26 protein-coding genes and 2 tRNA genes are annotated in these 23,276 nt (G+C 65.2%); 17 read left to right on the forward strand and 11 right to left on the reverse strand.

What is annotated here, in order from left to right:
- Positions 1-21: 21 nt before the first annotated feature.
- A complete protein-coding gene (gene gltX, locus QGV55_RS13615) occupies positions 22-1,416 on the forward strand; it encodes a glutamate--tRNA ligase (RefSeq protein ID WP_281016240.1) in 1,395 nt (464 codons plus the stop codon).
- Between the two features lie 141 nt (positions 1,417-1,557).
- Positions 1,558-2,862 carry a citrate synthase gene (gltA, locus tag QGV55_RS13620; RefSeq protein ID WP_281016239.1) on the forward strand — a complete coding sequence of 435 codons (1,305 nt, stop codon included), beginning with the start codon at positions 1,558-1,560 and terminating at the stop codon, positions 2,860-2,862.
- Positions 2,863-3,091: 229 nt separating this feature from the next.
- On the opposite strand, the gene QGV55_RS13625 is transcribed toward gltA, so the two are convergent.
- The 4 genes from QGV55_RS13625 to QGV55_RS13640 form a co-directional block, all read right to left on the reverse strand.
- Complete coding sequence (locus QGV55_RS13625; protein ID WP_281016238.1) at positions 3,092-3,601, reverse strand: GNAT family N-acetyltransferase; 510 nt, start codon at positions 3,599-3,601, stop codon at positions 3,092-3,094.
- 19 nt (positions 3,602-3,620) lie between these two features.
- The gene (locus tag QGV55_RS13630; protein WP_281016237.1) at positions 3,621-4,826 is read right to left on the reverse strand and encodes a hypothetical protein; all 1,206 of its coding nucleotides are present in this window, start codon (positions 4,824-4,826) and stop codon (positions 3,621-3,623) included.
- Positions 4,801-6,186 (reverse strand): 3-deoxy-7-phosphoheptulonate synthase class II, encoded by a 1,386-nt coding sequence (locus QGV55_RS13635; RefSeq protein WP_281016236.1) that lies wholly within the window; start codon positions 6,184-6,186, stop codon positions 4,801-4,803. The genes QGV55_RS13630 and QGV55_RS13635 overlap by 26 nt, the downstream gene beginning before the upstream one ends.
- A gap of 144 nt (positions 6,187-6,330) precedes the next feature.
- Positions 6,331-7,224 (reverse strand): alpha/beta hydrolase, encoded by an 894-nt coding sequence (locus QGV55_RS13640; RefSeq protein WP_281016235.1) that lies wholly within the window; start codon positions 7,222-7,224, stop codon positions 6,331-6,333.
- Positions 7,225-7,389: 165 nt separating this feature from the next.
- On the opposite strand from QGV55_RS13640, the gene QGV55_RS13645 reads away from it, so the two are divergent.
- The 5 genes from QGV55_RS13645 (at position 7,390) to pcaG (ending at position 11,221) form a co-directional block, all read left to right on the forward strand.
- Positions 7,390-8,148, forward strand: coding sequence for a TVP38/TMEM64 family protein (locus QGV55_RS13645; protein ID WP_281016234.1), 759 nt, complete (start codon positions 7,390-7,392; stop codon positions 8,146-8,148).
- A 118-nt stretch (positions 8,149-8,266) separates the two neighbouring features.
- The gene (locus QGV55_RS13650) at positions 8,267-8,986 is read left to right on the forward strand and encodes a Crp/Fnr family transcriptional regulator (RefSeq protein ID WP_281016233.1); all 720 of its coding nucleotides are present in this window, start codon (positions 8,267-8,269) and stop codon (positions 8,984-8,986) included.
- Between the two features lie 58 nt (positions 8,987-9,044).
- On the forward strand, positions 9,045-9,917 hold the full coding sequence (locus QGV55_RS13655; protein WP_281016232.1) for a hypothetical protein: 873 nt from the start codon (positions 9,045-9,047) through the stop codon (positions 9,915-9,917).
- Positions 9,914-10,627 carry a protocatechuate 3,4-dioxygenase subunit beta gene (gene pcaH, locus QGV55_RS13660; RefSeq protein WP_281016231.1) on the forward strand — a complete coding sequence of 238 codons (714 nt, stop codon included), beginning with the start codon at positions 9,914-9,916 and terminating at the stop codon, positions 10,625-10,627. Before QGV55_RS13655 ends, pcaH begins: the two co-directional genes overlap by 4 nt.
- A gap of 3 nt (positions 10,628-10,630) precedes the next feature.
- The gene (gene pcaG / locus QGV55_RS13665) at positions 10,631-11,221 is read left to right on the forward strand and encodes a protocatechuate 3,4-dioxygenase subunit alpha (RefSeq protein ID WP_281016230.1); all 591 of its coding nucleotides are present in this window, start codon (positions 10,631-10,633) and stop codon (positions 11,219-11,221) included.
- Between the two features lie 60 nt (positions 11,222-11,281).
- Here pcaG and QGV55_RS13670 read toward each other — a convergent pair.
- Positions 11,282-11,367 (reverse strand) — tRNA-Leu (locus QGV55_RS13670).
- Positions 11,368-11,457: 90 nt separating this feature from the next.
- Positions 11,458-11,544 (reverse strand) — tRNA-Leu (locus QGV55_RS13675).
- A 168-nt stretch (positions 11,545-11,712) separates the two neighbouring features.
- Here QGV55_RS13675 and QGV55_RS13680 point away from each other — a divergent pair.
- The 5 genes from QGV55_RS13680 to QGV55_RS13700 are packed head-to-tail and all read left to right on the forward strand — an operon-like array spanning position 11,713 to position 15,301.
- A complete protein-coding gene (locus tag QGV55_RS13680) occupies positions 11,713-12,369 on the forward strand; it encodes a DsbA family protein (protein ID WP_281016229.1) in 657 nt (218 codons plus the stop codon).
- 6 nt (positions 12,370-12,375) lie between these two features.
- Positions 12,376-13,416, forward strand: a complete 1,041-nt coding sequence (locus tag QGV55_RS13685) for a S1C family serine protease (RefSeq protein ID WP_281016228.1) — start codon at positions 12,376-12,378, stop codon at positions 13,414-13,416.
- 2 nt (positions 13,417-13,418) lie between these two features.
- A complete protein-coding gene (locus tag QGV55_RS13690) occupies positions 13,419-13,838 on the forward strand; it encodes a hypothetical protein (protein WP_281016227.1) in 420 nt (139 codons plus the stop codon).
- A complete protein-coding gene (locus QGV55_RS13695) occupies positions 13,831-14,679 on the forward strand; it encodes an alpha/beta hydrolase (protein WP_281016226.1) in 849 nt (282 codons plus the stop codon). The genes QGV55_RS13690 and QGV55_RS13695 overlap by 8 nt, the downstream gene beginning before the upstream one ends.
- Before the next feature lie 13 nt (positions 14,680-14,692).
- Positions 14,693-15,301 carry a hypothetical protein gene (locus QGV55_RS13700; RefSeq protein ID WP_281016225.1) on the forward strand — a complete coding sequence of 203 codons (609 nt, stop codon included), beginning with the start codon at positions 14,693-14,695 and terminating at the stop codon, positions 15,299-15,301.
- Here QGV55_RS13700 and truA read toward each other — a convergent pair.
- Both truA and QGV55_RS13710 read right to left on the reverse strand, forming a co-directional pair.
- Positions 15,268-16,032: a tRNA pseudouridine(38-40) synthase TruA gene (truA, locus tag QGV55_RS13705; RefSeq protein ID WP_281016224.1), complete on the reverse strand. Its 765-nt coding sequence runs from the start codon at positions 16,030-16,032 to the stop codon at positions 15,268-15,270. The genes QGV55_RS13700 and truA overlap by 34 nt on opposite strands.
- Before the next feature lies 1 nt (position 16,033).
- On the reverse strand, positions 16,034-17,434 hold the full coding sequence (locus QGV55_RS13710; protein WP_281016223.1) for a M20 family metallopeptidase: 1,401 nt from the start codon (positions 17,432-17,434) through the stop codon (positions 16,034-16,036).
- Positions 17,435-17,528: 94 nt separating this feature from the next.
- On the opposite strand from QGV55_RS13710, the gene nthA reads away from it, so the two are divergent.
- From nthA to QGV55_RS13725, 3 genes are read left to right on the forward strand one after another with little or no spacing between them, the layout of a single operon-like run.
- On the forward strand, positions 17,529-18,155 hold the full coding sequence (gene nthA / locus QGV55_RS13715; RefSeq protein ID WP_281016222.1) for a nitrile hydratase subunit alpha: 627 nt from the start codon (positions 17,529-17,531) through the stop codon (positions 18,153-18,155).
- Entirely contained in the window at positions 18,152-18,817 is a 666-nt protein-coding gene (gene nthB / locus QGV55_RS13720; protein ID WP_281016221.1) for a nitrile hydratase subunit beta, read from the forward strand. The genes nthA and nthB overlap by 4 nt, the downstream gene beginning before the upstream one ends.
- Entirely contained in the window at positions 18,814-19,191 is a 378-nt protein-coding gene (locus QGV55_RS13725; protein WP_281016220.1) for a nitrile hydratase accessory protein, read from the forward strand. Before nthB ends, QGV55_RS13725 begins: the two co-directional genes overlap by 4 nt.
- A gap of 15 nt (positions 19,192-19,206) precedes the next feature.
- On the opposite strand, the gene QGV55_RS13730 is transcribed toward QGV55_RS13725, so the two are convergent.
- Positions 19,207-19,935 carry an SDR family oxidoreductase gene (locus QGV55_RS13730; protein ID WP_281016219.1) on the reverse strand — a complete coding sequence of 243 codons (729 nt, stop codon included), beginning with the start codon at positions 19,933-19,935 and terminating at the stop codon, positions 19,207-19,209.
- A gap of 172 nt (positions 19,936-20,107) precedes the next feature.
- On the opposite strand from QGV55_RS13730, the gene QGV55_RS13735 reads away from it, so the two are divergent.
- Positions 20,108-20,950 (forward strand): SMP-30/gluconolactonase/LRE family protein, encoded by an 843-nt coding sequence (locus tag QGV55_RS13735; protein ID WP_281016218.1) that lies wholly within the window; start codon positions 20,108-20,110, stop codon positions 20,948-20,950.
- A 7-nt stretch (positions 20,951-20,957) separates the two neighbouring features.
- Here QGV55_RS13735 and QGV55_RS13740 read toward each other — a convergent pair whose 3' ends face one another.
- Together QGV55_RS13740 and QGV55_RS13745 are read right to left on the reverse strand one after the other, a co-directional pair.
- Positions 20,958-21,437: a GNAT family N-acetyltransferase gene (locus QGV55_RS13740; RefSeq protein WP_281016217.1), complete on the reverse strand. Its 480-nt coding sequence runs from the start codon at positions 21,435-21,437 to the stop codon at positions 20,958-20,960.
- 3 nt (positions 21,438-21,440) lie between these two features.
- Positions 21,441-22,385: a glyoxylate/hydroxypyruvate reductase A gene (locus QGV55_RS13745; protein ID WP_281016216.1), complete on the reverse strand. Its 945-nt coding sequence runs from the start codon at positions 22,383-22,385 to the stop codon at positions 21,441-21,443.
- 149 nt (positions 22,386-22,534) lie between these two features.
- On the opposite strand from QGV55_RS13745, the gene QGV55_RS13750 reads away from it, so the two are divergent.
- Positions 22,535-23,275 (forward strand): hypothetical protein, encoded by a 741-nt coding sequence (locus tag QGV55_RS13750; RefSeq protein WP_281016215.1) that lies wholly within the window; start codon positions 22,535-22,537, stop codon positions 23,273-23,275.
- The last annotated feature ends 1 nt before the right edge of the window (position 23,276 follow it).

Below are 23,276 nucleotides of genomic sequence, written 5' to 3' on the forward strand. Positions count from 1 at the left end.
CTGCCAAATGGAGAAACATTGATGGCGCGTTCGGAAGTGGTGACGCGGTTCGCCCCCTCCCCCACCGGGTTCCTGCATATCGGCGGAGCACGGACGGCCCTGTTCAACTGGCTGTTCGCCCGGCACCATGGCGGGCGGTTCCTGCTGCGGATCGAGGATACGGACCGCCAGCGCTCCACGACGGAAGCCATCGACGCGATCTTCGATGGCCTGAACTGGCTGGGCCTGCAGGGCGACGAGGAACCCGTGTTCCAGTTCGCACGCGCCGCGCGTCACGCCGAGGTGGCGCAGATGCTGCTGGACAGCGGCAATGCCTATCGCTGCTACACCAGCCCGGAGGAACTCACCGCGATGCGGGAGGCCCAGCGCGCCGCCGGTCAGCCCGTTCGCTATGACGGACGCTGGCGCGACCGCGACCCGGGGGAGGCACCGGCAGGTGTCGATCCCGTCATCCGGCTGCGCGCGCCACAGACCGGCAGCACGGTGATCGCCGATGCGGTGCAGGGTGATGTGACCTTCCAGAACGACCAGCTCGACGATCTGATCCTGCTGCGCGCGGACGGCACGCCGACCTACATGCTGTCCGTCGTCGTCGATGATCACGACATGAACGTCAGCCACGTCATCCGGGGGGACGACCATCTGGTCAATGCCGCGCGGCAGAGCCTGATCTATCAGGCACTCGGCTGGGACGTGCCCGTATTCGCGCATATTCCGCTGATCCATGGTGCGGACGGTGCGAAACTTTCGAAGCGGCACGGCGCGCTGGGCGTGGATGCCTATCGGGAGATGGGATACCTGCCAGAGGCGGTATTGAATTACCTCGTTCGACTGGGCTGGTCACATGGTGACGACGAGATCTTCTCCATGGAGCAGGCCATCGAGTGGTTCGGGCTCGACGCCATCGGGCGCGGTGCCTCGCGGTTCGACTTCGCCAAGCTGGAAAACCTGAACGGCCACTACCTGCGTGAAGGCGACAATGACCGCCTGACCGGGCTGGTTGCCGAACGCCTGGGAATCGCGGGCGATGCCGTGGCCGTTGCCAGGATCAACGGCCTGATGGACGGCCTGAAGGAACGGGCGAAGACCATCATCGAACTGGCCGACAGCGCCGCCTTCCTGGTGGCATCACGGCCACTGAGCATGAATGCCAAGGCGGCGAAGCTGATCGACGGCGATGCGAAGGGCGTTCTGGCCGGTGTCCGGGCCGCACTTGCAGCATTGCAGGGCTGGGATGCAGAAAGCACAGACGCGGCTGTGCGGGCCTATGCGGAATCGAACGAACTGAAGCTCGGCAAGGTCGCTCAGCCATTGCGCGCGGCGCTGACAGGCTCCAACATGTCGCCCGGCATCTTTGACGTTCTGGTGGCCCTGGGCCGCGAGGAATCCCTGGCGCGGATCGACGATTGCCTCTGACGCGCTATCTTGGGGTCCACGCGAAGGGGACGCGGGACGTGTGCAATGGTCCGGCTTTGGGTATAATGTTTCGCACGTGCGGTATCGATTTTCGAATGCCGACGAAGTAGCGTGCGGATGCAACAGATGAGGGGTCAGATAATGGATGAAGCGAAGAAAACCGGCAGTGCCAGCCTTGCGACCGGCGGGGGATCAAGCATCGAATTCGATGTCCTTTCCGGTACGGTTGGTCCTGACGTTGTTGATATCCGCAAGCTCTATGCCCAGACAGGGCAGTTTACCTACGATCCTGGCTTCACCTCGACAGCCAGTTGCCAGTCGGAGATTTCCTATATCGACGGCGACGCCGGGGTGCTGCTGCATCGCGGCTACAGCATCGACGAACTGGCGGAACATTCCGATTATCTGGAAGTCTGCTACCTGCTGCTGAATGGCGAGCTGCCGTCGGCGGAGGAGAAGGCGGACTACGTGAATACCGTCACGCGCCACACGATGCTGCATGACCAGATGAACTACTTCTTCCGTGGCTTCCGCCGTGACGCGCATCCGATGGCGATCATGGTCGGCGTCGTTGGCGCGATGAGCGCCTTCTACCACGACTCCACGGACATCAATGACCCGAAGCAGCGCGAGATCGCGTCCTACCGCCTCGTCGCGAAGATGCCGACCATCGCAGCCTGGGCCTACAAGTATTCCATCGGCCAGCCCTTCATCTATCCGAAGAACGACCTGACCTATTCGGAGCGTTTCCTGGACATGATGTTCGCCGTCCCGGCGGAGGAATACCGGATCGATCCGATCCTGGCCAAGGCGATGGACAAGATCTTCATCCTGCATGCGGATCATGAGCAGAACGCATCGACCTCGACCGTCCGCCTTGCGGGTTCGTCGGGTGCCAACCCGTTTGCCTGCATCGCAGCCGGCATCGCCAGTCTCTGGGGTCCGGCACATGGCGGCGCCAACGAGGCGGTGCTGAAGATGCTGAACGAGATCGGCACGCCGGATCGCGTCGGCGAGTTCGTGAAGAAGGCCAAGGACAAGGACGATCCGTTCCGCCTGATGGGCTTCGGTCACCGCGTCTACAAGAACTACGATCCGCGCGCGACCGTGATGCAGGCCACCTGCCACGAGGTTCTGGACCGGCTGGGCGTGCAGGACGATCCGCTGCTGCAGATCGCCATGGCGCTGGAGAAGGTCGCCCTGGAAGATCCGTACTTCGTCGAGAAGAAGCTGTATCCGAACGTCGATTTCTACTCGGGCATCATCCTGAAGGCGATGGGCTTCCCCGTGGACATGTTCACGGTGCTGTTCGCCCTGGCACGGACCGTCGGCTGGGTCGCCCAGTGGAACGAGATGATCCAGGATCCGCACCAGAAGATCGGTCGCCCGCGCCAGCTCTACACGGGTCCGGCGCAGCGTTCGTTCGTACCGCTCCACAAGAGGTAAGGACCAGTGGCCCGAAACCGGGCTGTCGGCACGACCCGGGGCGCCGGACGCGCGCCCCGGGTCGGCATTGCCGCAGGCGGAAGGCGTTTCGACACCCCCGCCCGCGTTGCATTCCTGCATGCCGCGAACGACAACCGGCCAACTGGGCGGCGGCGCCTCGTGCTGCGCATCGCGGCGGCATGTGCGGTTGGAGTCCTGCTGGCAGGCACGCTTCTGGCCGGATAGACGCTCAGAGGTCCAGTTCGAAGTAGATCAGCGCCGGAGTGTCTGATTGTCCGGTATCTGATTTTCCGGTGTCCGTGGCCCCGGTTCCTGCATCCGGTCCCGTGAGCCTGCGAAACCCCATCGATTCATAGAGACCGATTGCCGCCGTCATGCTGGTCGCCGTGTCCAGCCGCAGGCTGCGATAGCCGAGCGAGCGGGCCGAGACAACGACCTGTTCGGCCAGCTTGCGCCCTGCCCCCAGCCCCCGGGCGGCCTCGCCCAGATACAGCCGTTTCATCTCCGCGACGCCCTCGCCGAAGCGGCGCAGCGCAACGACGCCCACGGCTTCCCCACCGTTCCGGGCCAGCAGCAGATCTCCGCCCGGTGGCACATACTCGCCCGGAAAGCGCGCCATCTCCGCGTCGAAGTCCTGGAAGCACAGATCGAAGTCGAGGCTTTCCGAATAGGCGAGGAACAGCTTCCGCGCGGCCTCGATGTCCGCAGCCGTACGTGCCGGACTGATCGACAGGGCCATCGTTTCAGATCCGCCCGGTTCAGGTGCGCCGGAGCAGGAACTCCCGCCCCAGCTTCACGCGTGGTTCACCGTCATATTCGATGATGTCCGCAGTGGCATAGGTTTCCGTCCAGCGGTCAGGCAGGTAGGACCCCGTGCCGACCACATTGATCGGTGCCTTGACCGACCCCATGACCCGGCACTTCTCCGGCCCGAAGCCCGATGAAGCCACGATCTTGACGTTCTGGAAGCCTTCCAGGTCCAGCCGCTCCCGCAGATGGAAGATGGCGGCGGCCGAAACCCCGGTGCCGATCAGATAGCGCAGCTCCGTCTCGTTGCGGTACTGCCGTGTCGCGTTCGGCACATGCCGTTCCAGCACCGCATAGGATGAACTCGGATCCAGCCCCTCCACATAGCGGCTGCCGTGGGTGTCGAGGCGGATGGACATGTTGCCCTCGCTCGCCACGTCCGGAAAACGCCGGCAGACGGTCAGGGCGTCCGTCACCTCGCGCCCGAAATAGTCCACCAGCACGGTGATCGGATCGTCCGGATAGACCTCCCGGAACATCTCCGCCGCGCGCAGGGTAGATCCGGCATATCCGATCAGGGCATGCGGCATGGTGCCGAGGCCGCTGTCCTGGCCAAAGAAGTGCGCCGTTGCGTCGGTCGCATTGCCGATGAAACCGACGACGTCCGGATTGTCCCGCTTGGCTGCCACCGAGCCGACCGAGGCGGCATAGGCCATCAGTTCGGCCATGTCGGGACCGGTGCAATGGCGGGCATCCATCGCCAGGAACCCGGCATAGGGCAGGTCGCTGCACATGGCGAATGCATTGTAGGCCGCGACACAGGCGGCCCCCAGCTTCTGCAGGTACAGCGTTTCCAGGTCCACCAGATGCTTCAGGCTGCCGCTGATGTAGAACAGCGGATCACCGGCACCGACCCAGTCGCCCTCCGTGTGGCAGAGCTCGATCTTGAAGGTGACCCCCCGCTCGTCCGCCGCCTTCTCCAGCAGCGCCACAGCCAGCCGCGGCGAGAAGATGACCGGGCGGCGCATGAACACGGCATAGGTGACCGGCATGTCACCCAGTTGCGAGACGATCGCCTTGGTCCGGCGGAAATAGTGATCCGTCCGGTCGGCAATGTCATGTTCCAGCGCCGGATCCGGCACCCGGTCGTTGGCGGCACCGGGCGCGTCGGAGCGCCCGACTACACGAAGTTCAGGAAGCTTCCCGGAGGGCGACATCACGCTCTCCCCTTTGCTTTCTCAGCATCTCCGCAATCAGGAACGCCAGTTCCAGGGCCTGGCTGGCATTCAGCCGCGGATCGCAATGGGTGTGGTAGCGGTCGGACAGGGTCTCGTCGGAGATTGCCTGCGCGCCGCCGAGGCACTCGGTCACATCCTGACCGGTCATCTCGAAATGCACGCCACCGAGATATGAACCTTCGGCGATATGCACCTCGAAGACTTCCTTGACCTCCTGCAGGATCCGGTCGACGGGCCGGGTCTTGTAACCGGAGGCCGACTTGATGGTGTTGCCGTGCATCGGGTCACAGGACCAGACCACCGTCCGGCCCTCCTGCTGTACCCGGCGCACCAGGCTGACCAGATGGTCACCCGCATTGCCCGCGCCATAGCGGGAGATCAGCGTGATCCGCCCGGCCTCGTTATCCGGGCTGAGGGCGTCGAGCAGACGCATCAGGCCGTCCGCGTCCAGACTCGGGCCACACTTGATGCCGATGGGATTGGTGATCCCGCGCATGAACTCGACATGCGCCTCGTCCGGGTCGCGGGTGCGGTCACCGATCCACAGCATGTGGGCGGAGGTATCGATCCAGGTGCCGGTGGTCGAATCCATGCGCGTCAGCGCTTCCTCGTAGCGCAGCAGCAGCGCCTCGTGACTGGTGTAGAAATCCACCTGCCCCACGGAGGGTGAGCTGTCGGCACTGATGCCGCAGGCTTCCATGAACGCCAGCGCATCGGCGATGCGGTCGGCCATCTCCTGATAGCGTTCACCGGCCGGGCTGTCGGCGACGAAGCCCATGTTCCACTGGTGCACCCGGTTCAGGTCCGCGAAACCGCCCTGGGCGAAGGCCCGCACCAGGTTCAGCGTGCTGGCCGACTGGGCATAGGCCCGCAGCATGCGGTCCGGGTTCGGCTGCCGCGCGATGGGGTCTTCCTCGATCGCATTGATGATGTCACCGCGATAGATCGGCAGCTCGACACCATTCACCACCTCGGTGGGCGATGACCGCGGCTTGGCGAACTGGCCGGCCAGACGCCCGACCTTCACAACCGGCAACTGGGCGCCGTAGGTCAGGACAACGGCCATCTGCAGCAGCACCTTGAAGGTGTCGCGGATATTGTCGGCATGGAACTCGGCAAAGCTCTCGGCGCAGTCGCCACCCTGCAGCAGGAAGGCCCGGCCCGCGGCCACCTCGGCCAGACGGGACTTCAGGTTCCGGGCCTCACCCGCAAAGACCAGCGGCGGGTTCCGCCGCAGCCGCGCCTCGACGTCGTCCAGCGCCGCCTTGTCCGCATAATCCGGCATCTGCCTCGCGGGCTTCTTCTGCCAGGATTGCGGGGTCCAGTTCGTCGCAGCCATCGTACCAACTCCAGAAACACATCGGTGATGCCCTGAATACGCAGGGCAGCGCACCTTATAAGTGCTGGGCGGTTGAATGAAAACGGCGGATTTTCAGGACTCCCGCCCCGAGATGCCGTCACGTCAGCATTGCGGCCTGCCGGTTCAGCCCGCGGCGTGCGTGTTGATGAACGCGCCGGCCCGCCCGATGGCTTCCCGCGCCTCGGTCAGCATCGGGCCGAACAGGTGCCAGACATGGATCATTCCGCCCGCTTCCTCCAGCGAGGAATTGACTCCGGCAGCCAGGGCATTGCGGTGCAGCCGACGCGCGTCATCCAGCAGGGTTTCCCGCGTGCCCACCTGGATCAGCAGGGGCGGCAGACCGGTCAGATCGGCATGCATCGGCGCGGCCAGCGGTGATTTCGGATCGGCACCGCCGAGATACATGTCCGCCATCCGGCCCAGTCCCGGCTGCTTCACCATCGGATCGGCATCGTGCAGCGCCACCATGGACTCGCCCGTCCCCTCCAGATCCACCCAGGGGGAGATCGGCACGGCGCAGGCGGGCGTGGCCAGCCCCTTGTCGCGGATCGCGACCAGCGCGGCCACCGTCAGGCCGCCACCGGCGGAATCACCCGAAACCGCGATGTTTCCGGCCGGAATACCCTGGTCGAGCAGCCAGCCGTAGGCCGCGACCGCGTCATCGACGGCTGCCGGGAACGGGTGCTCCGGTGCCAGCCGGTAGTCGATGACCAGTACCTTCGCATCCGCCGCCTTCGACATGTTCGATGCCAGCGTCCGGTGCGTGTTCAGTGATCCGATGACATAACCACCGCCATGCAGATACAGAATGACGCGGTTCCCCGACACGCCCTTTGCCGTGACCCATTCGGAAGGAACACCGCCTGCGTCGACTGTCTCCACCGTGGTGCCTTCGGGCACGGGCAGGAAGCCCGCAAGCTTCTCGAACCGTTCCCGCATTTCCGCTGGCGGCAGGTTCTCCGCTGCCGGACGGCTGGTCAGCAGTTCAATCAGTGTGTCGAGTTCCTGAACGGTCATCGGTCCCTCCCCGGATGTTGGCCGTGTTGCTGCGCAAAGTCTGGCGCAGAACGGACGGAACCACAATGCAGGCAAACGCAGGGCACGATCACGCCCAGTTGGTTCGCCACGGGATCGCCGGTGCACTATGTGGGTGGCAGACCCACCTGTTCAGGCGGCTACCCGATGGCGGACAACGATCAGAAAACCGGCGAAGACGTACCCGAGGCCGCATCGACCTCGGGGAAGTCGGTTGTCCGGCGTTTCCTGCCGCTGGCCATCATCGTGCTGGCGACAGGCCTGTTCCTGGCCCTGGACCTGCACCGGTTCATAAGTTTCGACACGCTGCGTGACAATCGCGATACGCTGCAGGCCTTCGTCGACGAGAACGCCGTTGTCGCCGTCCTGATCTACATGGCGATCTACATGGTCGCCGTTGCCCTGTCGTTGCCGGGCGGGCTGGTGCTGACGGTCACCGGCGGCTTCCTGTTCGGCAATGTCTTCGGCACGCTCTGGGCGGTCATCGGGGCCACGGTCGGCGCCACCGGCATCTTTCTGGCCGCCCGCACGGCACTGGGTGACAGCCTGCGCAAGAAGGCCGGACCGGCACTGAAGCGCATGGAGGACGGTTTCCGCAAGGATGCCTTCAACTATCTGCTGTTCCTGAGGCTCGTCCCCCTGTTCCCGTTCTTCGTCGTCAATCTGGTGCCCGCATTCCTCGGCGTGCCCACCCATACCTTCGTCATCGCCACGCTGATCGGGATCATTCCCGGCACGTTCGTCTTCGCGCAGGTCGGCCGGGGGCTGGACAGCGTTCTGGCCACCGGTGGCGAGCCCGATTTCACAACTGTCCTGACGACAGATGTCGTTATTGCGCTGGTTGCGCTGGCTGTTCTCTCGATCCTGCCGGTAGTCGTCAAGCGACTGAGGCGAAAGCCTGACTGAGCCCGACGTTACCGCAAAGGATTGCGGACAACTTGTGCGGTTCCGTTATACTACGCCGTTGATGGGAAGACAGGGTCGGCAGATGCCGCACCTGCGACGGGGTAAGTCAGAGGGTCGAATGTCCGCACAGCAACAGGTACCGGGCAATCTGAGTGGTGTTGAACTGCTTGAAGGACTGCCGGAAGAAGAAATCCTCGCACTTGAACGACGCTGCACATGGCGCAGATTCAAGAACGGTGAGCAGATACTGGATCGCAACAACGACTCACGTGACGTGTTCTTCGTCACCGAAGGCCAGGTACAGATCGTCAACTACTCGGCGTCGGGGCGGGAAATCGCCTACGCCACGGTCCGGCAGGGCGGATACTTCGGTGAGCTGGCAGCCATCGACGGCCAGTCGCGTTCCGCCTCCGCCGTCGCGGTGGGCAGTTGCGTGCTGGCACTCGTCGCCCCCAACGCCTTCATGGAATATGTCGCCAACCACCCAGGCGCGGCGCACCAGGTGATGCAGCGGCTGGCCAAGATCATCCGCACCTGTGACGAGCGGATCATGGACCTGTCGACGCTGGGTGCCGTGCAGCGTGTCTATCTCGAATTGCTGCGCCTGGCCGAAGAGGATCCGGTCACACCCGGGTCCTGGGTGATCTATCCGATGCCGACCCAGAGCAACATCGCCGCCCGCGCCTCCACGACGCGCGAGACCGTGGCGCGCGTCATCGGCCAGTTGGCGCAGGAAGAGATCGTGAAGAAGAAGGGCAAGAGCCTCTATATCTGGGACAGGGATTCCCTCGCCTTCCGCGCCGAGCGCATGGCGGGCCCGGAGACGCTGGCGCGATGAACCCTGCCCGGGTGCCGGAACTCAGACGATCCTGCGCCTGACAAGGCCCACCCGTCGGATGATCAGCGGACGCACGAAACTGATCGCCCATCTCGGTCTGCCGATCGGGAGCTTCATGGCGCCCATGATCTACAATCCCTATTTCGAGAAACACGACATCGATGCGGTCGTGATGCCGATGGGCTGTCAGGAAGCCGACTACGCGACGTTCCTGCCGCAGGTGGCGCGGCTGTCCAACTTCCTCGGCGCGCTTGTCACCATGCCCTACAAGACCGCGACCGTGGCCCTGCTGGATGAGGTCACCACGACGGTCTCCGTTGCCGGAGCCTGCAACGCCGTCAGGCGCGGCACGGATGGTCGGCTGATCGGCGACATGTTCGACGGCGAGGGCTTCGTTCGCGGCGTCAGGCGAAAGGGGCGTGGGATTCGGGGATCGCGCGTTCTGGTGATCGGCAGCGGCGGCGTCGGGTCGGCGATCTCCGCCTCCCTGGCCGGGTCCGGCGCGGCCTGCATCGGCCTGCGCGACACCAACCACCGGATCATGGACGGGCTGGCCAGTCGGCTGACGGCGTTCTTTCCGGACCTGACCGTGCAGACCGACGCCCCTGCCGACGGCGGCTGGGACGTGATCGTCAATGCCACGCCTCTGGGCATGAACGCCAGTGACCCGATGCCGATGGATGTTTCCGCCGTCGCCCCCTCCACGCTGATCGGCGAGGTCGTGATGGCGCGCGAGATCACGCCCTTTCTGGCAGCGGCTCAGGCGCGTGGCTGTGAAATCCAGGTTGGTGTCGATATGCTTTTCGAGCAGATACCGGCCTATCTCGAATTCTTCGGTCTGCGTTCGACCACCCCGGAAGAACTGCGCGCCGTTGCCCGGATCGGCTACAGGTTCGACAGCGCAGGATCATCGACAGGAGGCACGACATGACTTCGACCCCGTTCCGGCCGCGCGACTGGTCGTCTCACCCGTCGTTCGTCGATCCCCGCGCCGACGGGTACAGGTCTTCCGCGCTCAGGGGACCGACGAAGCCGCTGATTCCGATCCGCCAGTCCCTGTCGGAGCTGACCGGTCCCGTCTATGGCCACGACAGCGTCGGCGAACTGGACGGGGACCTGACCCGGAACGGCCGCCGCAATGGCGAGCCGCTGGGGGAGCGGATCGTGGTCACCGGTCGGGTGCTGGACGAGAATGGCCGACCGCAGCCGAATACGCTGATCGAGATCTGGCAGGCCAATGCGGCGGGCCGCTACCTCCACAAGGTCGATCAGCACGATGCGCCCATCGATCCGAACTTCTTCGGCGGCGGCCGCTGCATCACCGACAGTGAAGGCCGCTACCGGTTCTACAGCATCAAGCCCGGCGCCTACCCCTGGGGCAATCACCCCAACGCCTGGCGCCCCAACCACATCCATTTCTCGCTGTTCGGACCGGCCTTCGCGACCCGGCTGGTGACCCAGATGTATTTTCCGGGTGATCCGCTGCTGGCACTCGATCCGATCTTCACAGGAATTCCGGAGGCAGCGCGGGATCGTCTGGTCGCCGACTTCTCGATTGATGTCACGGAGCAGGATTTCGCCCTTGGCTATGTCTTCGACATTGTCCTGCGTGGACGCGGCACCACCCCGATGGAGGATTGAGCCATGGCGCTGAAGCAGACCCCTTCACAGACCGTCGGCCCCTTCTTTGCCTACGGGCTGACGCCGGAGCAGTACGGCTATGACCTGACCAGTGTCGCCGATGGCGCCGTCCGCGATGACGATACGGCGGGAACGCATATCCGTATCGAAGGCCGCGTCCTGGACGGTCGAGGCGATGTGGTGAGTGATGCCATGATCGAGATCTGGCAGGCGGACGCCCAGGGCCGCTATGCCCACCCCGATGATCCGCGCGGCTCCAACGCCGGTTTCACCGGTTTCGGGCGCCAGGGAACGGGCACCGATCTGCAGAGCCGCTTTCGCTTCGACACCGTCAAGCCGGGCGTCACCGAAGACGGCAGCGCGCCGCATGTCAGCCTGATCGTCTTCGCACGCGGGCTGCCCAGCCACGCCTATACCCGCATCTATTTCGCCGACGAGGCCGCCGCCAACGCCACCGACCCCGTGCTGTCACAGGTCCCGGCGGAGCGCAGGGAAACGCTGATCGCGCAGAGAACGGACACATCGGGCGTTCCGACGTACCGGTTCGACATTCACCTGCAGGGCGACAATGAAACGGTGTTCTTCGACGTGTAGGCGCGATCCGGCCGGGGCCGCAGCGCCGCAGCAATCATCAGGGATGGTATCGCCAGGAAATGGTGCCCAGGAGAGGACTCGAACCTCCACTCCGTTGCCAGAACTAGCCCCTCAAGCTAGCGCGTCTACCATTTCGCCACCTGGGCACGGGTCGTCTTGTCGGGCGTCGTGAGGATTGACGCGTGGGGAGGCAGTCAGGTCACTCCCCGATACGTTGGCTGTGTGAAGGTCGGCGGTGGTGCCCAGGAGAGGACTCGAACCTCCACTCCGTTTCCAGAACTAGCACCTGAAGCTAGCGCGTCTACCAATTCCGCCACCTGGGCTTCGACCTTACAGCCGCCGAGGGCGCGTTCTAGCGATTGCCCCGGTTCTGTGCAAGCGCGATTTTCCGTTTCCTGCAACATGACGCGCTTTGCCAAGCGGAGGGGGGCGCGGCTAGACTGCCCGGGCATTCCGGCAGAGCCGGAGAAACTGGCGTAAGGACCGAGCTCATGACCATGGAAGTCGACCTGTTCTGGTCGTTTCGCAGCCCCTACTCCTACCTCGGCACGCCGCGCTATCGGGAGATGGAGCGGGAACACGATCTGAAGATCAATGTGCGTCCGGTCTACCCCATCGCGATTCGCACACCGGAATTCTTCAGCGACGTGAATCCGCTCTGGCCGCGATACCTGATGCGCGACGTCTTCCGTGTCGCCGACTATCTGGAACTGCCGTTTTCCTGGCCCGAACCCGACCCCGTGGTCATGGACATGCCGACGCGGACGATCCCGAAGGAACAGCCCTATATCCATCGCCTGACGCGGCTGGGGATCGAGGCCGTGAATCGCGATGCCGGGCTGGCCTTCATCTCGGAGGTTTCGGACCTGATCTGGGGCCGCGCCGTTAAGCAGTGGCACGAAGGCGATCACCTGGCGGAGGCGACGGCGCGCGCCGGGCTGGACCTCGCCGACATGGAAGCCACCATCGCCGGGCGGGAGAGTGAATATGGCGACGCCATCGCCGCCAATGAGGCCGCGCTGGAAAAGGCCGGACACTGGGGCGTGCCGACGCTGGCGTTCAAGGGGGAGGCCTTCTTCGGTCAGGACCGGATCGACATGTGCATCTGGCGCATGCAGAAGGCGGGCCTGCAGCCCCGCAAGGCGTGATCGCGAATGGCTGACGACGGACACGAAGAAGGCCCGCGCACCAATGGCCACAAGGTCAACGGCCACAAGCATCCGGCGCTGTCGCCCACCGGCAGGGTCAGTCCGCCAGCGGCGGCAAGCAGCGAGGACCTGCCGTTCGATTTCGAGGCGGCGCGACGCGCCCTGACCCCGATCCAGAGCGAGGTTCCCGAGGACGCCTTCACCGCCGGCATCCTGGGCACCGAACGTCAGGGCGGCGGGATCGTCATCGGGGCCGACAGTCTGGTGCTGACCATCGGCTATGTGGTGGTGGAGGCGGAGAGCGTTGCCGTGCTCAATGCGGGTGGTGAGCCCATCGAGGCCGATGTCGTGGCCTATGATTTCGAAAGCGGGCTGGGTCTGGTGCGTGCCATCGAACCACTGGGACGACCGGTACTGGAGTTCGGCACCGCGCGTGACCTGAGCGAAGGCTCCACCGTCGTGGCCAGTTGCGGCGGCGCGGAGACCGTGATGCAGAAGATCGTCAGCAAGCGGCGTTTCTGCGGCTACTGGGAATATCGGCTGGATGAGGCACTGTTCACCATGCCGGTGCATCCCAACTGGGGCGGCGCGGCGCTGCTGGGCCTGGATGGCCTGCTCTATGGTGTCGGGTCGCTTTATGTCGAGGACGCGCGGGAGGGCGAGGAAGAGGCCGTCGGCAACATGTTCGTCCCCATCGACCTGCTGGAGCCGGTCCTGGACGAACTGCTGCTGGACGGTCGCCGGTCCGGCCCGCCACGGCCATGGATCGGGGTCTATGCGGCGGAGCAGAACGGTCACCTCATCATCATGGGCGTGGCACCCTCCGGCCCCGCGGCGGCCATCAAGCTGGCGCAGGGCGACGTCGTCCTGCGCGTCAACGAGGTGGCGATCGGCGGCCTGAACGATTTCTATGACCAGCTCTGGGGTGCCGGTCCGGCAGGTGTCGAACTGGGACTGACCCTGATGCGGGACGGGCGGGTCTTCGAGAGCCGCATCCGTACCGCTGCCAGAGACAGTTTCCTGAAGATTCCCCGCTGGGAGCGTTGAACATGGCAAAGCTCAGCACCGCAGGCGGGCCGCCCGCCAGTCACGCCATCGAACATCTGGCCGACGTCGTGAACGCCGACCAGCCCCTGGTGCATCGCGGGCGTTTCATCGACCTGCAATGGCTCTGGCAGATCGGCGAGGTGCCCTATTTCATCAGCATCCGGCGCGGCATGATCCTGGAACTGGTACGCGGGCCGGTGCTGATGCGGTCGCATGAATTTGCCATCCGGGGGGCGCAGGAAAACTGGGAACGGTTCTGGGCGCCGATGCCGCGCCCCGGTTTTCATGACCTGTTCGCCATGACCAAGTCCGGCCGCGCCAGCATTGACGGCAACCTGCAGCCCCTGATGGCCAACCTGCGCTATTTCAAGGAGGTGCTGGCCGCCCCGCGCAAGCTGGCGGAGGATGGACACCATGGTTGAGCTGGAGCCCATTGTCGGACGCTACATGACCCTTCAGATCGGGGGACGGTCCTGCCGCATCTACTTCGAGGAGGCCGGATCCGGCATTCCGCTGCTCTGCCTGCACACGGCCGGGGCGGACGGGCGGCAGTTCCGCCGCCTGATGCTCGACCCCGCGATCACCGACCGCTACCGCGTCATCGCCTTCGACCTGCCCTGGCATGGCAAGTCACTGCCGTGGGAAGGGTACGAGGTCGAGGACTATGCCCTGACCACGGATTTCTACACGGCGGCGATCATGGGCGTGGCGAACGCGCTGGAGCTTGACCGCCCGGTGGTCATGGGATGCAGCATGGGCGGCCGCATCGTGCTGCATCTGGCCCATGCCCATGCGGACGACCTGCGTGCCGTGATCGGGCTGGAGGCCGCGGACCATCAGCAGCCCTGGTACGACACCGAATGGCTCAACCGTCCGGACGTGCACGGGGGCGAGGTCTGCGCCGCCATGATCTCCGGCCTGGTCGCACCGCAGAGCCCTGACCGCTACCGCTGGGAGACCCTCTGGGGCTACCTCAGCAGCGGGCCGGGCGTGTTCCGGGGCGACCTGCACTTCTATCGCGCTGATTCCGACTTCCGCGACCGCGTGCACCTGATCGACACCACCCGCTGTCCGGTGTTCCTGCTCACGGGGGAGTATGATTTCTCCTGCACCCCGAAGGACACCCTGCGGACCGCCAAGGACATTCCCGGCGTCGAGGCGGAGATCATGGAGGAACTGGGCCACTTCCCCATGTCGGAGAACCCGGAGAAGTTCCGGGAATACATCCTGCCCGTACTCGACCGGGTGGCCCGCCTGAAATGAGCCGTCCCCCCTCATGCTGATCCCCAACCGGATGGAGATCGCGATCGCGCTGCTGGCAACCTGGCGCGTCGCCTTGCGTGACAGGGCCGCGGCCTGGATGCTGGACGACTCGGTCGCCGGTGTCTGGAAGTCGTTCTTCGTCGCCGTGCTGATCGCTCCGCTCTATCTGCTGATCTCCGTCATCCGGAGCTATCTGGACCAGCCACCTCAGGACGCCGTTGCGGTCGCGGCCATCGAAGCCGCCTCCTACATGGCCGGCTGGCTGGTCTGGCCGGTGATTTCGCACGAGGTCGCCCGCTTCTTCAGCGTGCGAAACGCCTGGCGTCGATACGTGGTGGCCTACAACTGGTCACACGTCTGGATCATGCTGCTGCAACTGCCCTTGCTGGCCCTGAGCCAGAGCGGTCTGGTAAGCCCGGAGGGCGGCGGCTTCGTCATGGTCCTGACCGTCCTTGTGGTCCTCGCCTATCGCTTCCTGCTGGCGCATGACGTGCTCGGCATCGACAGGTTCGCCGCGATGGGTGTCGCCATCCTCGATTTCGTGCTCAGCATCGCCTGGTCGCTGATGGTGCTGCGGCTTGTTGCGCCCTACATGACGCTGCCGGACGTCTCCGGCGGGTAGTCCGCCCGCAGGAAGTAGAGTCCGCAGGCAGGGGCGGTCGGCCCCGCCGCCTGACGGTCACGCGCCTCCAGCGCACGGGTCACGTCATCCGGGGTCCAGCGCCGCTTGCCGACATCGACCAGCGTGCCGGTCAGGATCCGCACCTGATTGTGCAGGAACGATCGGGCGGAGGCATGCACATGCACCTCCTCCCCCTCCCGCGTGATCTCCAGCCGTTCCAGGGTCTTCTCGGCGGTCTTCGACTGGCAATGGGCGGAACGGAAGCTCTCGAAATTCCGGTGCCCCACCAGCCGTGCCGCGCCTTCACGCATCAGGTCGAGATCCAGTGGTTTCACCACGTGCCAGACCCGTCCCGCATCCAGCGCAGGCGGCGGATGACGGTTGAGGATGCGATAGACGTAGTGCCGCCGGATACAGCTGCGCCGGGCATCGAACTCCGGCGGCACCGGCGCGATCTCCCGCACCACGACCGGATGGGGCCGCATGTGGAAGTTCAGCGCCTCGAACAGCCGGTCCACCGGCATGTCCCGGTCGATGTCGGCATGGGCCACCATGCCCAGCGCGTGGACACCGGAATCAGTGCGGCCCGCCGACATGATGCGCGGAACCGTGGCGCAGAACCGGCCGATCGCCGTTTCCACCACTTCCTGCACGGTCAGGCCGTTGGTCTGGTACTGCCAGCCGACGAAGGCGCTGCCGTCGAATTCCAGGGTCAGTCGATAACGCTGCATGTCAGTGCGCAGCACCGTCCTGCGCCGCGCCGATGTCCCAGTAGAGACCGGTCATGATCCGGGCCGCACTGGTCATGCAGGGCATCAGCACATGCTCGTCCGGCGCATGCTGGGAACAGGCGGCATAGGAGTGCGGAATCCAGATCGCGGGCAGACCGAGCAGGTCGGTGAACAGCTCGTTGCAGATCGACCCGCCAAGGCTCGGGATCACCGCCGGGGCGGCCTCGATGGTGCGTTCCATGGAGGCATGGATGCGTTGCACCCAGGGGTCATCGGGGCGGGTGCGCGTGGCGATGAAGGCGCCTGCGTTCTTCTCGTCCGGCGGCAGCACCTGCACCTGACCGAAGCCGCCACGGGCCAGATGCCGCTGCAGCGCCGGCACGATGTCGTCCGGATCGATGCCGGTGACGAAGCGCAACTGGCAGTGTGCCCAGGCACGCGGCGGGATGGCATTGACGGGCCGGTCGGGGTTGCCGGTCCTGAAGGCCAGCACCTCGAAACTGTTCCAGGCATAGACCCGCTCCGGCGGCGTCAGGCCCGGCTCCCCCCAGTCACGGTCGATGCTCGGTCCACCGGCACCGGCATCGATCTCGATGTCCGTCAGCGCGGCGCGCGTCACCGCATCGATGGCGGGCGGGCGCCACTCCGGCACGCGGATCGAGCCTTCCGGACCTGTGATGGAGGCCAGGGCATGGGAAAGGATGATCGCCGGATTGGCGATCAGTCCGCCCCAGTTGCCCGAATGATGGCCCCCGTCGCGCAGGTCCACCAGCAGATCGAAGTTCACCGCCCCGCGTGCCCCCAGCGTCAGCGTCGGCCGGTCGGGCTTCACCCGCGGCCCGTCGGAGGCGATGAAGACGTCTGCGGCAAAGTCATCGCGGTTGGCGGCAATCACCTCATGCAGTCCGCGCGAGCCGGTTTCCTCCCCCGTCTCGATGATGAACTTGGCGTTGAAGCCCAGGGCGCCGCGCGTGGCGATGACCTGGCGCAGGGCGGCCATGTTGATGGTGTGCTGTGCCTTGTTGTCCGCCGTGCCGCGCCCGTAGAGCCGCTCCCCGTCGCGACTGAGGATCCAGGGTCCCTCCCCCTTGCTCCACTGGTCTTCCAGCCCCCGGATCACGTCGCCATGGCCGTAGCCGAGCACGGTCGGCAGGGCATCACCCTCATGCCGCGTGGCCAGCAGCACAGGGCCGAAACCAAGCGGGTTCTCATACTTGGTGCAGGTGAAGCCCATCGCCTCGAACGCCGGCTGCATCTCGGTGTCGAGATAGCGATGCAGTTCGGGCAGGCTCTCGGGTTTCTGGCTTTCCGTCCGGACGGCCACGCGCCGTGCGAGTTCATCGAAGAATCCACCGTCGCTGATCCAGCTTTCTGCCGCCGCTACCGCTGCTTCCCTGCTCATCTCAATGCTCCTGCCTTCGGACAGGCCGGAGGCTGACACCGGGCGGCGTCCGTGGCAAGCTTCGCCCGTTCCGCCTTGGACACGGGGGTTTGCAATGGCACACGATCATCATGGTGACGAAATGACGGAGCCGCCGTCGGAGATGGCGCTGCGCGTGCAGGCGCTGGAATCCCTGCTGGTGGAGAAGGGGCTGGTCGATCCGAAGGCCCTGGATGTCATCGTCGACCGCTACGAGAATCGCGTAGGACCACGCAATGGCGCCCATGTGGTCGCCCGCGCCTGGACCGACCCGGACTATCTGGAACGCCTGCGCGCCGACGCCACAGCCGCCATTGCGGAGCTGGACTATACCGGCCGCCAGGGGGAGCACATGGTGGTGGTGGAGAACGGGCCGAAGCTGCACAATCTCGTCGTCTGCACGCTCTGCTCCTGCTACCCGTGGCCGGTGCTGGGCCTGCCACCGGCCTGGTACAAGTCCTCCCCCTACCGCAGCCGCGCGGTGATCGATCCGCGCGGGGTGCTGGCGGAGTTCGGCACGATGCTGGATGAGGATGTGGAGGTGAAGGTCTGGGACTCGACCTCCGAGGTGCGGTTCCTGGTCCTGCCCGAACGGCCGGAGGGAACGGAAGGCTGGACGATTGAGCAGCTCATCCCGCTTGTCAGCCGCAATTCCATGATCGGTGTGGAGAAGGCCCGCCCCGCCACCGGAGCCGCGGCATGAACGGCCCGCACGACATGGGCGGGATGCACGCCTTTGGTGCCATCAACCCGGAACCGGAGGAGTCAGAGCCGCTGTTCCATGAACCATGGGAGCGGAAGGCACTGGCGCTGACCCTGGCCTGTGGTGCGCTGGGACAATGGTCGATCGACGAGGCGCGCTCGGTTCGCGAATCGCTCGACCCCGCGCTCTATACCTCCTCCAGCTACTACCAGAAATGGGTCGAGGCCCTGACTCGGCAGGTTGTCGAGAAGGGCTTGCTGACCTCTGAAGAGCTTGAGACCGCAACCGTCCGCCAGATGCCGGAACCGGGCCGCTATCGTGTTCTGAATGCCGAAGCCGTGGACAAGGTCTATTCCGCTGGTGGCCCGACCAGCATGGACATCGACAATGCCCCCCTGTTCAAGGTCGGCGATCTGGTCCTGGCCCGCAACATGAACCCCATCGGTCACACCCGCATTCCCCGCTATGTCCGGGGCCACGTGGGCGAGATCGTGCTGTGGCATGGTGGGCATGTCTTTGCCGACGACAGTGCGCGGGGCATCCGGCGCGGCGAACATCTCTATACCGTGCAGTTCATGGCCCGCGACCTCTGGGGACCGGAGGCGGCGGCGCAGGACTCGGTGATGGTGGATCTCTGGGAACCCTATCTGGAAGCGCCATGACCCCTGCCACCACGCCAGACCAACTGCCCGCGCTGGAGGCCCTGCCGGACCTGCCCCGGGACGACGACGGACCTGTCTTCCGCGAACCCTGGGAAGCCAGCGCCTTTGCCATCACGCTGGAACTGCATGCGGCCGGCCACTTCACCTGGGACGAATGGGCGACCACGCTGAGCCAGCAGATCAGCGCGGCGCAGGCGGCGGGCGATCCCGACCTCGGCAATACCTATTACCGGCACTGGCTCGCGGCGCTGGAGTCCCTGGTGACGACAAAGGCACTTGCCACGCCGGAGGCGCTGGACCTGCGCGCGCAGGACTGGGTCCGCGCCTATCGCAGCACGCCCCATGGACACCCGGTCAAACTGAAGACCGGCTGAGGCGAAAGCGCCGCGTCAGGCCTGCAGGCTGTAGCCGCCGTCCGCGATCAGCGTCTGACCGGTCATGAAACCGGAAAGTTGCGATGAGGCGAGGAACAGGGCCGGACCGACCATGTCCTCTGGCTCACCCCAACGGCCCGCCGGGGTCTTCTGCACGATGGCATCGGATATCTGGTCGTTGTCCTGACTGACCTGGGTGATGTTGGTCTTCACGAAGCCCGGTGCGATGCCGTTGACCCGGATTCCGTCGCGCGCCCAGGCCACGGCGAGGGTCTTGGTCAGGGCGACCAGCCCGGCCTTCGAGGCGCCATAGGCCGGATTGCCCCGCACGGCGCTGAAGGCCGCCAGCGACGAGACGTTGATGATGCAGCCCTTGCGCAGCGCCAGTTTGGGCCGGAAGCCGGTGCAGAGCCCCATGACGCCGGTCAGGTTGACGTCCAGCACGCGCTGAAAGCCCTCCGCCTCGAACTCCTTGCCGCGATAGAGCACCATGCCGCCATTGTTGATCAGCACGTCCAGCTTCTCGATCGATGCCACCAGCCGCGCCACCTGCTCCGGATCACCGGCATCGAACTGGCGCACGTCCAGACCGTGCAGATCGGTATCGTAGGATTCAGCCGGTTTCGTGCCTGTCACCGTGACGGCAGCGCCCCGCGCGCGGAAGGCATGGGCCATGGCGTTGCCCATGCCGTTGGTGCCCCCCGTGATCAGCACACGGCGGTCCTTGAAGTCCAGTTCGTTCATCGGTTCCTCCCCTCGTTCTCGCGCTTTCAATAGACAAACCTGATCAGCCTGTCACGGGATGCGGCGACCGCTGCATGTGCCATCCAACGGTTCTTCTGGATGCCAGACCTGCGCTGCGTCGGCTTGCACGGTTGCGGTGCAACTCCCATGCTTGGTGCAGGAGGATACGCCAATGGAAAAGATCGTTACCGGCTATGGCCTGATCGAGGGTCCCCTGTGGATCGAAGGACGGGGACTGCTGTTCAGCGATGTGCTGAATGGTGGCGTCTATGCGCTGGACGCCAACAGTCTGGTCACTGATGTCATCGAACACCGCAAGGGCATCGGCGGCATGGTCGAACACGCCGACGGCGGTATTGTCGTCGGCGGGCGCAACATATGTTTCAAGGGCCTGGGCGACGGTCGGTCGGTCGTGCTGCTCGACCAGGACGTGACGGAATCGGCCATCGGCTTCAACGACTTCACCACCGACGCCGCAGGACGGCTCTATGTCGGCTCCCTCGGGTATGTGGTCTTTTCCGATCAGCCGGAGAAACCCGGACACCTGCATGTCATTGATCTCGACGGCAAGGTCAGGACGGTTTCGGACGGTATCCTGCTGACCAACGGCATGGGTTTCAGCCCCGACGGCCGCAGGCTCTACCACTCGGACGCGCGTGCCAACATCGTGCGCGTCTATGACGTGGACGACGGGCAGGTCGGTGACTGGCAGACCTTTGCCAGCTACGACGATGGTCACCCGGACGGGCTGTGCGTGGCGGAGGACGGGGCGGTGGTCGTTGCGGTCGCCCACGGCGGGCGCGTCGACGTCTATGAACCGGACGGCACCCTGCGCGAAAGCCTGCCCTGCCCCTTGCCCATGGTGACAAGCGCCGCCTTCGGCGGTGAGGGTCTGAAGGATCTGTATGTCGTCACCGGCTCCGTCGGCGGCCCCGATGACAGGAGCGGCACCATCTTCCGCACGGAAATCGGCGTCGCGGGCCTGCCGGTCCCGCCGTGCCGGGTGAAGTTCTGATCCCGCGTCAGGTGGTCAGCGCGGCAATCTGATCGCGGAAGAGCGCCAGTATCTCTGCCTTCTCGCTCTGCGCGTCGATGGAACGGTAGAAACCCTTGCCGCCGTCGTTGACCATGCGCACGCCCCAGTAGATCGCCGCCACGTCGCGGGCAATGGCATCCGCCGCGACGGCTGCCATCAGGGCACGGGCGACGCCTGCGCGCCGGAAATCCGGCACCACGTAGAGGCTCTCCAGCCAGATCGCCGGCTCGGCTGACTCGAAGCGATAGGATGGCAGGTGATTGGTGAACCCGGCCAGCCGGTCACCGGCCACCGCCACATTGGTGGTCAGGGTCGCGCCCGGCCCGATCATGTCGCGGGTCACATTGGCCACGGTGAACGGGCGCAGCGTCTCCGCGCCCATGTCCTCCGCATCGAAATCGTTGGCCATGATCACCAGCGCCTCGGCATCTGCGGGAGTCGCACGCCGGATGCTGAACGCCGCCACGTCTCAGTACCCCCGGGCCGGATCGACGGGGTTGGTGACCTCCGCGCCACGCTCCACACGGCGAATGTCCTCCACCACCTGCCGCACCAGAGCGCGCGGGTCGGTGAAGGCGGCAATGTGCGGGGTCACGGTAACCCGTGGATGGGTCCAGAGCGGATCGGTGACCGGCAGCGGCTCCGTCTGGCACACGTCCAGCGTCGCCTCCGAAATCTGGCCGCTGTCCAGCGCAGCAAGCAGGTCCGCCTCCACCACCTGCTGTCCGCGCCCCGCATTGATGAAGGATGCACCACGCGGCAGACGCGACAGGAAGTCGGCATTGATCATGTTGGTGGTCTCCGGCGTCAGCGGCAGCACGGAAACCAGGATGTCGGTTTCAGCCAGAAAGGCCTTCAGCCCGTCGCGACCATGGAACGTGCGCACGCCCGGCACGTCGCGCGGGCTGCGTGACCAGCCGATCACGTCGAAGCCGATGGCAGCCAGGTGCCGCGCGGAATCGCCGCCGAGTTCGCCCAGACCCATCACCCCGACAGAGCGTTCGCCGGCGTGCGGCTGTTCCAGATCGCGCCAGACCCGCGCGCGCTGAAGCTGGTTGTATTCACGCTGGCGGCGGTGGTGCGACAGCACGTGCAGCAGCACCCACTCCCGCATCCGCAGCGCCATGTTCTCGTTCACCACCCGGCTGATCGGCACGCCCTGCGGCAGTTCGGGATCCGCGAAGATGTGGTCCACACCGGCCCCCAGCGACAGGATCGCCTTCAGGTTCGGCAGGCTGGCCAGCAGACCCGGCTCCGGCTTCCAGACCAGCGCGTAGTCGATCTCCGCCAGGTCACCGGCATCCGGCCAGACCCGGAATTCCAGTTCCGGCATGTGCTCCGCCACCGTGTCGCGCCACCAGTCCTCGCGCGATCCGATGTCATCGGAATCGGAATAGAACAGCAGTGTCGTCATCGCTCGGTCCTCCAAGGGTGCGGTCCCTTTTGGCCACCCCCGCCCGACGGGTCAAGACGTTGCACCCGCAGGGCAAGACTGAAAGGATGTAGGGAAGAATTTTCATAAACCCTGAATTGCATGTCAGATTGGCCCGGGAGGCAACATTCATGGCGGAAGCGGGGACAGACGAACGCATCGAGAATGCCAAGGCGTTCATCGTGCACATCAACGACTGCCTGCAGGGCGCGGCACAGCCGGACCCGGAGGATACACAGACGCCAGGCGACTGCTTTCACGTCCTGCAGGATGTGCTGCCAGTTGACGTCGATCTGGCGGGAATGCTGTGCATGGCTGCCCTGGAGATGAGCCGACAGGTACCGGAGCAGCCCATGTGGCGCACCGTGGCGGCACTGTGCGCCATGGCGATGGTGCGGGAGGTCGGCGACTACTCACCTGAAACCGCTGCACAACTGGATGACGAACTCGGCAAGCTGCACGGGCAGTTCCCGGACGATGGGGAACTGGAGGATCACTGGTACAATCTGATCGTGTTCCGTATCGAAGCCGAGACGAAAACGGATGACCCGACGCAGGCCGTGGCCACGTTCGAACGGCTCAAGAGCCTGGTCGGGGATGCGGAAAGCGTTTCGGAGAAGCACGCGTCCACGCTGGCCATGGCGCTGCAGATGCTGGGTCTCTCCGTTCTCACCTACGGCGAGAACCTTGCGCGGACCTGGCTCCGTGATCTCGGTGTGCTGCGCGAGAGGTTTCCCGAGAACGAGACCGTCAGGGAAGCCCGGTTCAACACCCGGACCATCGTCGAGACGACCTTCGAGACCATGGAACGGCTCGACAGGCGACAGGACTCCCTGTTCGGTCGGCTGAAGCGGATGCTGTTCGGGCGATAGG

Source organism: Minwuia sp. IMCC3009 (assembly GCF_029909415.1).
GTDB lineage: Bacteria > Pseudomonadota > Alphaproteobacteria > Minwuiales > Minwuiaceae > Minwuia.